Origin of the sequence: Frankia sp. Allo2, from assembly GCF_000733325.1 — a bacterium.
Taxonomy (GTDB): domain Bacteria; phylum Actinomycetota; class Actinomycetes; order Frankiales; family Frankiaceae; genus Frankia; species Frankia casuarinae.
This window is the reverse complement of the sequence record NZ_JPHT01000028.1, coordinates 1-13,023: the sequence shown is the minus strand read 5'-3', so window position 1 is coordinate 13,023 and position 13,023 is coordinate 1. Positions and strand designations below refer to the sequence as shown.

General features: G+C 72.6%; 11 protein-coding genes and 1 pseudogene. 1 reads left to right on the top strand and 11 read right to left on the bottom strand.

Translation table 11 applies throughout. The features are described from left to right. Nucleotides 1–153: 153 nt before the first annotated feature. The 11 genes from aroB to ALLO2_RS16995 form a co-directional block, all read right to left on the bottom strand. Nucleotides 154–1,242: a 3-dehydroquinate synthase gene (aroB, locus tag ALLO2_RS17045; protein WP_011437592.1), complete on the bottom strand. Its 1,089-nt coding sequence runs from the start codon at nt 1,240–1,242 to the stop codon at nt 154–156. 2 nt (nt 1,243–1,244) lie between these two features. Continuing rightward, a complete protein-coding gene (locus tag ALLO2_RS17040) occupies nt 1,245–1,886 on the bottom strand; it encodes a shikimate kinase (protein ID WP_051875349.1) in 642 nt (213 codons plus the stop codon). A gap of 42 nt (nt 1,887–1,928) precedes the next feature. Continuing rightward, on the bottom strand, nt 1,929–3,113 hold the full coding sequence (aroC, locus tag ALLO2_RS17035) for a chorismate synthase (protein ID WP_035733387.1): 1,185 nt from the start codon (nt 3,111–3,113) through the stop codon (nt 1,929–1,931). A gap of 99 nt (nt 3,114–3,212) precedes the next feature. Beyond that, nucleotides 3,213–3,878, bottom strand: coding sequence for an A24 family peptidase (locus ALLO2_RS17030; protein WP_023841493.1), 666 nt, complete (start codon nt 3,876–3,878; stop codon nt 3,213–3,215). Nucleotides 3,879–3,880: 2 nt separating this feature from the next. Then, nucleotides 3,881–4,852: a shikimate dehydrogenase gene (locus tag ALLO2_RS17025; protein WP_232235156.1), complete on the bottom strand. Its 972-nt coding sequence runs from the start codon at nt 4,850–4,852 to the stop codon at nt 3,881–3,883. A 120-nt stretch (nt 4,853–4,972) separates the two neighbouring features. Beyond that, complete coding sequence (gene mltG / locus ALLO2_RS17020) at nt 4,973–6,238, bottom strand: endolytic transglycosylase MltG (protein WP_023841492.1); 1,266 nt, start codon at nt 6,236–6,238, stop codon at nt 4,973–4,975. Continuing rightward, nucleotides 6,235–6,828 carry a Holliday junction resolvase RuvX gene (gene ruvX, locus ALLO2_RS17015; protein ID WP_023841491.1) on the bottom strand — a complete coding sequence of 198 codons (594 nt, stop codon included), beginning with the start codon at nt 6,826–6,828 and terminating at the stop codon, nt 6,235–6,237. Before ruvX ends, mltG begins: the two co-directional genes overlap by 4 nt. After that, a complete protein-coding gene (gene alaS / locus ALLO2_RS17010) occupies nt 6,825–9,470 on the bottom strand; it encodes an alanine--tRNA ligase (RefSeq protein ID WP_011437599.1) in 2,646 nt (881 codons plus the stop codon). The genes ruvX and alaS overlap by 4 nt, the downstream gene beginning before the upstream one ends. Nucleotides 9,471–9,593: 123 nt before the next feature. Then, nucleotides 9,594–9,968: a hypothetical protein gene (locus ALLO2_RS17005; RefSeq protein ID WP_023841489.1), complete on the bottom strand. Its 375-nt coding sequence runs from the start codon at nt 9,966–9,968 to the stop codon at nt 9,594–9,596. Continuing rightward, nucleotides 9,969–10,499, bottom strand: coding sequence for a DUF948 domain-containing protein (locus ALLO2_RS17000; protein WP_011437601.1), 531 nt, complete (start codon nt 10,497–10,499; stop codon nt 9,969–9,971). Between the two features lie 144 nt (nt 10,500–10,643). Next, a complete protein-coding gene (locus ALLO2_RS16995; protein WP_049761107.1) occupies nt 10,644–12,065 on the bottom strand; it encodes a replication-associated recombination protein A in 1,422 nt (473 codons plus the stop codon). A gap of 750 nt (nt 12,066–12,815) precedes the next feature. Between ALLO2_RS16995 and ALLO2_RS27390 the strand changes: the two are divergent. Beyond that, nucleotides 12,816–13,023, top strand: a pseudogene (locus ALLO2_RS27390) (GntR family transcriptional regulator); the annotation flags it as partial.

The following is a 13,023-nucleotide window of genomic DNA, read 5'->3' as shown; positions in this document are numbered from 1 at the left end:
TGCTCTCTCCCCAGGCCATCCCCAGGCTCCCCAGGCCATCCCCAGGCCGCTTCCATCCTCAGGCCGCTTCCGGACCCCGCCACCGGGCGAACGCACCGGGCGCGGACACCGGGCGCGGACGTGGCGGCGATCCTACAAACCGCCGCGACGAGTCTACCGACCCTCGGCGACAGTGGTGAACGCCGCGATCAGCAGGCCAGCGTCCGGATTGTCCAGGATGACGGTGCGGCCCTGCGCCTCGAGGCCGACGAAACGCATCCGCCGTCCCCGCGCCTTCTTGTCGACCCGCATCGCGTCGAGCAGCGCCGCCCACCGGTCGTCCCGGTAGGTCACCGGCAGGCCGATGCGGGTCAGCAGCTCACGGTGCCGGTCGGCGGTGGCGTCGTCGAGGCCGACGACGAGCCGGGACAGCTCCGCCGCGAACACCATGCCCACCGAGATCGCCGCGCCGTGCCGCCAGCTGAAGTGCTCGACCTTCTCGATGGCATGACCGAGGGTGTGACCATAGTTGAGGATCTCCCGCCGGCCGTCCTCCCGCGGATCGCCGGAGACCACCTCGGCCTTGACCCGGATGGACCGCTCGATCAGCTCGGGCAGATGCGCGGCGCCGGTCGGATCGGCGTCGAGCAGATCGAGGATCGCCGCGTCGGCGATGAAACCGGTCTTGACGACCTCGGCGAGCCCGGCGCGTACCTCGACGGCCGGCAGAGACTCCAGCGCCGCCAGATCGCACAGCACGCCGAGCGGCTGGTGGAAGGCCCCGACCAGGTTCTTGCCCGCGTCGATGTCGATGCCGGTCTTCCCGCCGACCGCCGCGTCGACCATGCCGAGCACGGTGGTCGGCACCTGGACGACGTCCACCCCGCGCAGCCAGCTCGCGGCGACGAACCCGGCCAGGTCTGTCACGGTGCCGCCGCCGAGGCCGATCACCATGTCGTCCCGGGTGAAGCCGATCCGGCCGAGCACGTCCCAGCAGAAGCCGGCGATCCGCAGCTGCTTGGCCTCCTCGCCGTCGGGCACCTCGATGGCGTGCGCCTCCACGCCCGCGTTCTCCCGCAGGTCGGCGACGACGGCGTCCGCGGTGGCCCGCAACGCCCCGGGATGGATCACCGCGGCGCGGGTCCGCCCGACGACGGTCTCGGCGAGCTCGCCGAGCAGGCCCACCCCGAGCACGACGTCGTAGGGACGCCCGCCGCCCGGCCGTACCGGGATCCGCACGATGTCGGAGGCCTTCACCTGCATACTCACCGTTTGCCCCCCGCAGCGTCCGCCGCCTCGTCCGGTTCGCTGCCCCCCGCGGCGTCCGCCGCCTCGTCCGGTTCGCTGCCCCCCGCGAGCAGCGGGCCCAGGGCCGCCGCCAGCAGGTCGGTCACCTCGTCCGGCTCGTGCCCCGCGGTGTCGATGACCACCGTCGCCACCTCGGCGTAGAGCGGCCGGCGCGCCCTGAGCAGGGCGGCGAGCCGCGTGCGGGGCCCCTCGACCAGCAGTGGACGGTCCCGGGCGAGGCCCNCCCGCCGCACCGCGTCGGAAACTCCCACCTCAAGATAGACGACCCGGTGCCCGGCCAGCAGGGTCCGGTTCTCGGCGTCGAGCACCGCTCCCCCGCCAAGGGCCAGGACCCCCCGGTGATCCGCGAGCGCGGCCGCCACCGCCCGGCGCTCGGCCAGCCGGAAGTACTCCTCACCATGATCGAGAAAGATGTCCGCGACGGTGGTGCCGAGCGCCGCCTCGATGTCGGCGTCGGTGTCGCGGAAACCCACCCCCCACCGCCGCGCCAGCTGGGTGCCCACCGTCGTCTTCCCCGCTCCGGGCGCTCCGACCAGCACCACCATCGGCCCCGTCCAGGCCATCGGCCCCGTCCACGCGTCCGTCGCCGGCTCCCCCACGATGATCCTCTGTCTTCGCCGCCTGCCGATTCCCGCCGCCGATCAGCGGATGACCAGGGACTTCAGGTACCCCTCGTAATTACGCCGGGTCTCCTCCACCGAGTCCCCCCCGAACTTCTCCAGCGCCGCGTCGGCGAGCACGAGGGCGACCATCGCCTCCGTCACCACCCCGGCCGCGGGCACCGCGCACACGTCGGACCGCTGGTTGATCGCGACCGCCGCCTCGCCGGTGGACACGTCCACCGTGGACAACGGCCTGGTCAGCGAGGAGATCGGCTTCATCGCCACCCGCACGCGCAACGGCTCGCCCGTGGTCATGCCGCCCTCGACCCCGCCGGCCCGGTCAGTCGCCCGCCGCACCCGCCGGCTGCCGGCACCGGCCGGCTCGATCTCGTCGTGCGCCCCGGAACCCCGCCGCCGCGCGGTGGTGAAACCGTCCCCGAACTCGACGCCCTTGATCGCCTGAATGCCCATCAGCTCGCCCGCGATCCGGGCGTCGATGCGCCGGTCGCCGTGCACGTAGCTGCCGAGCCCGGGCGGGCAGCCGTACGCCAGCACCTCGACGATGCCGCCGAGGGTGTCCGCGTCGGCGTGGGCCACGTCGATCTCGGCGACCATCCGCACGCTGGTCGCCTGGTCGGCACAGCGGACCGGGTCCGCGTCCACCGCCGCCAGCGACGTCGGGGCGGGCACCCCCGGGGGCACCTCGACCGCGCCGATCGCGACGACATGCGAGATCACCTCGATGCCGTAGGCCTGCCGCAGCAGTGCCTTGGCCGCGGTGCCGAGCGCGACCCGCGCGGCGGTCTCCCGGGCGCTGGCGCGCTCCAGCACGGGCCGGGCGTCGTCGAACCCGTACTTCTGCATGCCGGCGAGATCGGCGTGGCCGGGCNGGGGCNGGGTCAGCGGGGCTGCGCGGCCCAGGCCCGCCAGCGCCGCCGGATCGACCGGGTCGGGCGACATGACCCGCTCCCACTTGGGCCACTCGGTGTTGCGGACGACCACGCTGACCGGGCCGCCGAGGGTGACGCCGTGGCGGACTCCACCGAGCAGCTCGACCTCGTCACGCTCGAAGCTCATCCGCGCGCCGCGACCGTGCCCGAGCCGGCGGCGGGCCAGCTCGGCGGAGATGTCGGAACTGGTCATCCGGATCCCGGCGGGCAGCCCCTCGACCGTCGCCACCAGGGCGGGACCATGGGACTCCCCCGCCGTCAGCCAACGCACCATGACCCCAGTCTTTCACGCTCACCGCCCCTGTCACGACCGCGCTCAGGCAGGACAACCGGAATCAAACGGAACTATCAGTATCAAGTAGGACAAACGAGATCAGCCGGCGCGACCGAGGACGGCGAGCAGCGTCCCGGCGAGCAGAAAGGGACCGTAGGCGATGCGGTCATGCCGGCCGACCCGGCCCGCCACGAGCAGCGCGCTCGCCCAGAGCCCCCCGAGGACGATGCCGGCGAACAGCCCGAACACCACACTCGGCCAGCCGAGCCAGCCCAGCGCACCGCCCAGCAGGCCGGACACCTTGACGTCCCCGCGCCCGAGCCCCGCCCTCGGCAGGCAATGCACCCCCAGGAAGATCACCCAGACGGCAGCCGCGGCCATCCCGGCGCGCAGCAGACGGCCGGGCTCGCCGGTGAGCAGCGCGGCGAGGCCGAACAGCCCGGCGAGCACCGGATAGGACGGCAGTACCAGATGGTCGGGCAGGCGGTGCACCCGAAGATCGATCACGGCCAGCCAGACCCCGACGACCGCCAGATACACATAGGCCGGCAACCAGCTCGGATGATCGTGCAGGGCGACGGTCACGGCCGCGGCGACCAGCACCGTCACGGCACCGAGCGCCGCCGCCCCGGGCGCCTCCCGGTGCGGGGCCTGCCCGGGCAGCGCCGGCACGCCGGCCACGATCCGGCGACCGAACGGCAGGGCGGCGAGCGCAGGAAGGGCGATCAACGTGCTGAGCGCGCCGCCCGGCACCACTCCCGGCACCGCTATCCGCCGGCAGGTCCACCGCGGCCGCGGGGACCGCTCCCCGCGAGACCGTGGCCGCCCGGCACGCCGACCTCCACCGCCGGGGGCCTGTTCCCCCGCGTCCGCTCGTCCAGCGCGGCCTGACCCGCGGCCAGCAGAACGCTGGTGGGAACCACCTGCCCGGTGAAGTGCTCGACCTGCCCCACGGCCTGGGCGGCGAGGATCTCCAGGCCACCTGCGACCCGGGCACCGGCCCGGTAGGCCGCGGCGGCCAGCGCCGTGGGCCAGGGATGATAGAGCAGTTCTACGAGCTGGCAGGCTGGCGGCCACGGTCCGGTGGCGAGCCCGTCGGTCGCGCCGGCGGGCGTGGTGGAGATGACCAGATCCGGACCGGCAGGCAGGCCCGCGGCCAGCAGCTCCCAGGGCAGCGCGGTGACCTCGACGCCCAGCCGCGACCCGATCTCCGCCACCTCCGCCACGGCGGCGGGCCGGCGGGCGACGACGCCGAGGCGGGTGCAGCCCGCCGCGGCGACCGCCGCGACCGCGGCGCGGGCCGTGCCACCGGCACCGAGTACGAGCGGCTGGCCTGGGACCGCGCCGCGCATCACCCGGCGCAGCGCCATGCCGATGCCGTCCACGTCGGTGTTGTAGCCACGCAACCGGCCGGCGGGCCCGACGACGACCGTGTTGACGGCGCCGATGACCGCCGCCGTCGCGTCCACCTCGTCGAGCAGGTCGAGCGCGACGGTCTTGAGCGGCATGGTCAGGGACAGCCCGACCCAGCCCGGATCCGTGCGGACCCGGGTGAGCATCGCGGCGAGCCCGGTCTCGTCGCAGTGCACGGCGGTGTACGTCACCGCGAGACCGAGCTTGGCGTAGGCGGCGGCATGCAGCAGCGGGGAGAGCGAATGGTCCACCGGTGCCCNGAGCACGGCGGCGCGGGTGGGGCCCGACGGCGGCGCGGTGGCCGCGACGGTCGCCGGCGGTTCCATGGGCCGACGACGGCACTCAGGGGGCCGACGGCGGGCCGGGGTAGTGCCGGCGGGAACGATCTCCGGCACTACCGGGCCCTCCTCATGCTTGCGGGCCTCATGCTCGCGGCTTCCCTCGCACTACTCACGACCTCCTTCACGCCGGTACTGGGCCTCTGCCTGCTCCCACTCCCGCTCCGTGGTGGCGAAGACCGTCACCTTGCTCTGCGGCATGGAGACGAAATAGAACCACGATCCGTCGGCCGGTTCCAGTGCCGACCGCAGCGCCCAGACGCCGGGGTTGGAGATTGCGCCCGGCGGCAACCCTTTCACGGCCCGCGTGTTGTACGGGTTGTTCTGGGCGAGTTGTTCCTTGGTCAACGGCCCCTCGTACCCGTCCGTGGCGTAGCGGGTGGTCGAGTCCATGTCGAGCCGGCCAAATCTTCCCGATGTGTCCCTGAGCCGATTGTAGATCACCCGGGCCACCTTCGGACCCTCGTCGCGGTTGGCCACCTCCTTCTCGATGATCGAGGCGATGGTGACGATGTCCTTCGGCGGGACCCCGAGCGCGGCGGCCCTGCCCTCCAGATCGATCGCCGCGGTCTCCCGCTTGAAGCGGTCGACGAAGGAACGCAGCAACTGCTCGGGCGTGGCCCCGGGCACGAGGTCGTAGGTAGACGGGAAGAGATAGCCTTCCAGCAGGTTCGGCGGCGCGTAGGACGGCAGGCCCAGCTGGGCGGGGTTCTTCGCGATCGCCTCCAGGTCCGCCATCGACGTGCCCGGGAGGCGTTCATGCAGTGCTGTGAGGACCTCACGGACGGTCATGCCCTCTTTGATGACGAACTTGAACGGCGCGGACGAGGCAGGGTCGAGCAGGGCCTCGAGCGCCGCGGCGGCGCTCATCCTGGTGTGCAGACGGTAGGTGCCCGGCTGGATGCCCAGCGACTTCGGATTCGCGGTGGCGGCCTTGACGAACGCGGCGACACTCGCGGTCACGTTCGCGTCGTGCAGCTCCCCGGCGATCTCCCGGGTACTCGCCCCGGCCGGGATCTGGACCATCGCGATGCCCTCGCCGGAGCCGGAGTAGTCGGCGGGCTCGCCAGCCGAGATGTGCCCGACGACCTTCCCCACCCCGTAGATCCCCAGTCCCAGCAGGGCGGCGACCACGACAAGCACCGCGATGAGCTTCGGCAGCGCGCGACCGCGCCGGCCGCCGTCGGGACCGGGCTCGTCCCAGCCGCCGCCGTCGTCCCAGGCGCGGTGGTCCCAGTCGACCCCGGCACGGTCGTCCGGGTACTGATCATCGGCGTAGTGTTCATCCGAGTAACGATCACCGCGCTGGCGGGCCCGACGGCGACGCGAGTAGGGATCCTCGTCGAGCATCTCGTCGAGGTCGCCGCCGGTCACCTCTCGTCCGACGGCGGGACAACACCGTCCGGAGCCCGGGGGCCGTCTCTCGGAGCCCGGACCACGCCGTCCGGACCCGCGGCCGGGGCGGCACACCCGATCACGCCGGGCGCGGCGCTCCCCCGGCGGCTGTCCAGGTCGTGCTGCAGGATCTGCACGGCTGCCTCCTGATCCACGAGACTCCGGCGGGCACGCGAACGAACGCCACGCTCGGCCATCCTGCGATGAGCCGCAACCGTGGTGAGCCGCTCGTCCACAAAACGCACGGGGACGGGTGCGATCCGCTCGGCGAGTACCTCGGCGTACTGCCGCACCAGCCGGACCGCCCGGCCTTCCTGCCCGGACATCTGTCTGGGCAGGCCGACCACGACCTCTACAGCCTGCCGCTCCCGGACGATGAGGACGAGCTGATCTATGTCCGCATTACCCCGTCTGTCCCTGGCCAGGGTAGTCACCGGAACCGCGAGCACGCCGCCCGGGTCGCTCGCGGCGACCCCGACCCGCACCGAGCCGACATCGACCCCGATCCGCACCCCGGGCCGAGAATCCCCGGGCCGAGAATCCCCGGGCCGGGAGCCCGAGCCGCTCACCGCGAGGCGTGCTCGGCCACCAGCCCCCGCAGCCTGGCGAACACCGCCGGCACCAGCTGTGGGTTCCCCCCGCCGCCCTGGGCCACGTCCGGCTTGCCGCCACCCTTGCCACCCAGGCTCGCCCAGGACTGCCGCACCAGGTCACCGGCGCGCAGCCCCCGGCCGCGCGCGGCGTCGTCGGTCACCACGACGATCGACGACCCGTCGGCCTTGGCCACGGCGACGACGGCGGGCCGCCCCGCCAGCCGCCCACGCACGTCCAGCGCCAGCAGCCGCACGTCGTCGGGGGCGGTGCCGGCGGGCACCTCGGCGGTGACCACGGCGACGCCAGCCACCTCCTCGGCACCCTCGGCCAGCGCCCCGGCCCCGGCGAGTACCGCGGCGGCCCGCAGTCGTTCCAGCTCCCGCTCGGCGTCGCGCAGCCGGCCGACGATGTCGGTGACCCGGTCCACCAGCTCATCCGGACGGGCCTTCAGCGCGGTGGACAGCTGCGACACCAGGAGATGCTCGCGCGCCAGGTAGCGGAAGGCGTCGAGGCCGACCAGCCCCTCGACTCGGCGGGTGCCCGCGGAGATCGACGCCTCCGACAGCAGCTTCACCGCGCCGAGCTGCGCGGAGCTCGCGACGTGCGTGCCACCGCACAGCTCGCGGGCGTAGTCGCCCACGTCGACGACCCGCACGGCGTCGCCGTACTTCTCGCCGAACAGCGCCATCGCGCCGAGCCGGCGGGCCTCCTCCTGCGTGGTTACGAAAGCCCGCACCGGCAGGTCACGCAGGGCAACCTCGTTGATCTCGTCCTCGACGTCGGCGAGCACCGACGGCGGCACCGCGCCGAGGGCGTGGAAGTCGAACCGCAGCCGGCCCGGGGAGTTCAGCGAACCGGCCTGGGTCGCGCCCTCGCCCAGCGCGCGACGGAACGCGGTGTGCACGAGATGGGTGGCGGTGTGCGACCGGGACACCGCGCGGCGACGATCGGCATCCACCTCCGCGAACACCTCCACGCCGAGCCGCAGCTCGCCGCCGAGCACCCGCACCCGGTGCAGGACCAGGTCGGGCACGGGCCGCTGGACGTCGAGCACCTCGACCTCGCCGCCGTCGAAACGCAGCCGACCGAGGTCGGGCTCCTGGCCGCCGCTCTCGGCGTAGAAGGGGGTCGCGTCGAGCACGACCCCGACCTCGGTGTCCTCCCCCGCCGCCGCCAGCCCCGCGCCGTCGGCGATGCCGACGAGGCCCACCACGCCGGAGGTCCGGCTGAGCTCCTCGTACCCGGTGAAGGTCGTCGGGCCGGAGCGGGCCAGGATCGGCCGGAACGCGGACAGGTCGACGTTGCCGATCCGCCGCGCGGCCCGGTCCGCCTTCGCGGCCTGCCGCTGGCGGTCCATCAGCCGGCGGAAACCCGCCTCGTCAACGGAAAGGCCCGCCTCAGCGGCCATCTCCAGTGTCAGGTCGATCGGGAAGCCGTAGGTGTCGTGCAGCTTGAAGGCCGCCTCGCCGCCCAGCGTGGTCGAGCCCAGGGATCGGGCCTGGCGCGCCGCGGTGTCGAAGATCGTGGTACCGGTGCGCAGCGTCTCGGCGAACGCCTGCTCCTCCGCGACGGCGACCCCGGTGATCGTCTCGGCATTGTCGAGCAGTTCGGGGTAGATCGTCCCCATCGCCGACCCGACGACCGCGAACAGCTCGCTCATCACCGGCTCGTGGGCACCGAGCAACCGGGCGTTACGGATCGCCCGGCGCAGCATGCGGCGCAGCACGTAGCCGCGCCCCTCGTTGGAGGGGACGACGCCGTCGGAGATCAGCATCGCGGCGGTGCGGGTGTGGTCGGCGATCACTCGCAACCGCACGTCATCGGCGGGGTCCGCGCCGTAGCGCCGCCCGGTCAGCCGGCCGGCGGCGTCGAGCACCGGCCGGGAGATGTCGATCTCGTAGAGGTTGTCGACACCCTGGAGGATGGTCGCCATCCGCTCCAGGCCCATCCCGGTGTCGATGTTGCGGGCCGGCAACTCACGCTCGATCGGATAGTCGTACCCGGCGCCCTCGCCCCGCTCGTACTGCATGAAGACGAGGTTCCAGACCTCGAGGTAGCGCTCCTCGTCCGCGATCGGACCGCCCTCACGGCCATAGGCGCAGCCGCGGTCGAAGTAGATCTCGCTGCACGGCCCGCACGGCCCGGGCACGCCCATCGACCAGAAGTTGTCCTCCTTGCCGCGGCGCTGGATGCGCTCGGCGGGCAGCAGCTTGCGCCAGATCCCCTCGGCCTCGTCGTCGTCGAGGTAGACCGTCGCCCACAGGTCGTCGGCCTTGAAGCCGAACCCTTCGGTGAGCAGCTCGAAGGCGAACGGGATCGCCTCGGCCTTGAAATAGTCGCCGAACGAGAAGTTGCCGCACATCTGGAAGAAGGAGGCGTGCCGCGCGGTGTGCCCGACATTCTCGATGTCGACCGTCCGGACACATTTCTGCACGCTGGCCGCCCGCGGCCACGGCGCCGGGAGATCCCCGAGAAAATAGGGCTTGAAAGGCACCATGCCGGCGTTGACCAGCAGCAACGTCGGATCCTGGGCCACCAGTGAGGCGCTCGGGACGACGGTGTGCCCGCGCCGGGCGAAGTGGTTGAGAAAGCGGCTACGGATCTCGGCCGTGTCCATCGGGTTCACGTCGTCCAGACTCGTGGGAAGAGGTTCGACATCCCGGGGTGGCGTGCTGTGGTCGGGCGCGCCTTCCGGGCTGCGGTGAGGGCGGGTGCCCCCGGCCCGCGGGCAAGGGAGTCCTCAGGGCCGCCGGGCGCCGGGGACGAGCCGCATCGTGCGTTCGGCGTCGTCGAGGTCAGCGGGGTAACGCGGCGCGCCGGAGCCGGCGACCCGCGCCGCGGCGTCCCGGGGCGGGGCAGCCCCGACCGCGTCGCCTCGATCCGCTTCGTCGCCTCGATCCGCTTCGTCCGGATCACCGTCGAGGCCGAGCGCGACACGGATCTCCTCCTCCCGCTCGGCCGCGGCCTCGCGCACGTCCGCGAGGAACTCCTGTACCGACTGTACGAGAGAGCCGGCCAGACTCGTCGGTGTCAGGGAGGCTGCGGCCTTAGCCACCTGGCGCACCACCACGACGCCGGCCGCCGCCCCGAAAGCGAGATAGAAGATCCTCGACATCTACCGGCCTCCCCGACGCCCGCCCGCCGCGCCGGCGGCCGTGGACACCGACGGGGTCTTCTCGCCCGCGGGCTGCGGGCCGCCGCGCCCGGCCGGCCGCCGCGCCGCCTTCTCGGCCTTCATCTGGGCCGTCACCCGGGACTCGACCTCCGAGCGGGTCCGCTTGGCCGCCGCCTTGCGCACGCCGTAGCTGAACGCCGCGACGCGCACCATCGGGCCGCCGAGCGTCGCCGCGAACAACGACGTCAGCGAGGAGACGTTGGTCGTGATCGACTGCACGTTCGCCGTGATCGCGTCGACCCGGTCGAGTTCCTTGTTGACATGCGAGAGCGCCAGATTGACCTCGTCGACCGTCGCGCCGGCCTGCCTGACCCGGGCGGTTCCCTCGTCGAGGGCGAGACCGGTCTGACGTACCCGGGCCGCGGCCTCATCGAAGATCTTACCGAGCTTGAGCAGGACGTAACAGCCGAAGAGGACGAGCACCGCGAACGCGCCCGACGCGATCAGGCCCGCGACCGCACCACCGGACATATGTGCTCCTGCCTCCATCGTCGTTGGGCCGGTCCCACCCCACCCGATTCGATCCGCCGTGCCGCGGGCGCCACCCAGCCGACGCTCCTGGAGTGACCTTACCGAGACGGCTACCGGGGCCACGGGTAGCCCCCACGAGAGGAGTCAGGACGGCGAGGAGGGCGGTGGGGAGGGCGGTGGGGACGAGCCCGGGGACGGCGGTGGGTCACCGCGCACGACGCCACGCAGCTCATGGACCCGATCGGCCGCGCGGCGCTCGAAGCCGTTACCGCTCGGCTGGTAGTAGTCGGTCGAGGTCAGCCCGTCCGGCGGGTACTGCTGACGCACGACGTTGCCGGGGGCCTCGTGCGGGTACCGGTAGCCCGCGCCGTGGCCGACCCGCCGCGCGCCGCGGTAGTGGGCGTCGCGCAGATGCGCGGGCACCGGTCCGGCCCGCCCGGCACGAACATCCGAGGTGGCGGCGTCGATCGCCCGGATCACCGCGTTCGACTTGGGCGCCAGCGCCAGGTGGATGACCGCCTGCGCGAGCGCCAGGCGGGCCTCGGGCAGGCCAACGAACTCCAGCGCCTGACTGGCCGCGACCGCGACACCGAGCGCGCCCGGATCGGCCATGCCAATATCCTCACTGGCAAGGATGATCATCCTCCGGGCGACGAACCGGGGATCCTCGCCGGCCTCCAGCATCCGCGCGAGGTAGTGGAGGGCCGCGTCGACGTCGCCGCCCCGCATCGACTTGATGAAGGCACTGATCACGTCGTAGTGCTGGTCCCCGGACCGGTCGTAGCGCACTGCGGCTCGGTTGACGGCCCGCTCCAGCAGGTCGAGATCGAGCCGTGGCCGCGGGTTGACGAACGCCTCGGCGTCTGCCCCGGCATCGGCACCCGCTCCGGCCTTCCCACCCGGTCCGGACTCGCACTCATGGGCTTCGAGCAGCGCCTCGGCCCCGGCCTCCAGGGTGGTGAGGGCCCGGCGGGCGTCACCTCCGGCAAGGCGGACCACGTGCTCGCGGGCCTCGTCGGACACCGACAGCCGCCCGTCGTACCCACGCGGGTCGCGCAGCGCCCGGGTCAGCACCCCGCGGATGTCGTCGTCGGTCAGCGGCTCCAGCGTCAGCAGCAACGACCGGGACAGCAGGGGGCTGACCACGGAGAAGAAGGGGTTCTCGGTGGTGGCGGCGACCAGAGTGACCCAGCCGCGCTCGACCGAGGGCAGCAGCGCGTCCTGCTGCGTCCGGGTGAACCGGTGCACCTCGTCGATGAACAGCACCGTGCGCGCACCGGACGTTGACAGCGTCTCGCGAGCCTCGTCGATGACGGCGCGGACATCCTTCACGCCGGCGGTGACCGCGGACAACTCCCGAAAGCGTCGCCCGGTCGCCCTCGACACGATGTGCGCCAGCGTGGTCTTGCCGGTGCCGGGCGGTCCCCACAGCACGACCGAGGTGGTTGCGCCCCCCTCGACCAGCCGGCGCAGCGGGCTTCCCGGCCCGAGTAGATGCCGCTGGCCCACGACCTCGTCCAGGGTCCGTGGCCGCAGCCGGGCGGCGAGCGGAGCCGCGCGGTCCACCCCCGGACCGCCGCCACGCCGATCCCGGAGAGCGGCGAACCCCGAGGCGGAGCGGGACGCCGTCCCGGCCTCCGACGCGTCGGACGCCCCGGCACCAGCCCCGGCACCATCGGAGAGATCGGCGTCGAACAGGCTCACCCGTTCACCGTACGACCGTCGTACGACCGCTGGGAGGCACGATCAGCCCGGAGCACGGCAGACGGCGGCCTCCGACGGCGGCCTCCGACGGCGGCTCACCGAAGCAGGCATATTACATACAACGGTATAAGTGTCTTAAATTGGCCCTTAAGCCTACGCCCATTCCCCCGACCACACTCGGACCACCAGAGCTTCATTGCCGATGCACCGGAACGCGGCCAATGCGCCGGAACGCGCGGCGAACGGGTAGTGCACCGCGCGCCATCCGGAACAATCCCCCGAGAGACCACGCTTCGTTCACGTCGGACACCGGACCTCAATGGCGCGCGTATTATCATTCAGCTAGTCCGTTCAGCTGCTCGACTGAGCACATGTGCCGCCTTCGTGGTAATGCACGGTGTTCCGGACGGAACCGCGCCCGAAACCAGGCCGGGAACCGGGCCGGATTACGAAATCGCCCTGACCAGCCCAGATCGCAACGACGGGCTACCGCCCCTCACCCGGGGCGGGTGCCCGCAGAACCCACCCTCGCCACGGCACAGCCACACCACACCGTCAGAACCGACCAGCTCACCCGGAGACCGAAACCCTGCCCCGGAGAGGTGTCATCCGATGACCGTGCTACAGCCGCCCCGCGCCCTCGGAAACCGTGCCGCCGCATCACGCGGGCACCGCTTCGACAAGAACAGCGCGATACCCGAAGCTCCGATCGCATCAGCCGAGCCGACCGGGCATCCGGTTCGGCTGGCCCGCCCGGGGGAGACGGACGACCGCGAGTCGCGCCCCGCCCGGGACACCACCACGACAATCACCCGAACCG

Coding starts and splice junctions, on each gene's coding strand:
- alaS (WP_011437599.1), bottom strand. CDS start 9,470: ATGGACACGGCCGAGATCCGTAGCCGCTTTCTCAACCACTTCGCCCGG.
- ALLO2_RS17000 (WP_011437601.1), bottom strand. CDS start 10,499: ATGTCCGGTGGTGCGGTCGCGGGCCTGATCGCGTCGGGCGCGTTCGCG.
- aroB (WP_011437592.1), bottom strand. CDS start 1,242: ATGCAGGTGAAGGCCTCCGACATCGTGCGGATCCCGGTACGGCCGGGC.
- ALLO2_RS17005 (WP_023841489.1), bottom strand. CDS start 9,968: ATGTCGAGGATCTTCTATCTCGCTTTCGGGGCGGCGGCCGGCGTCGTG.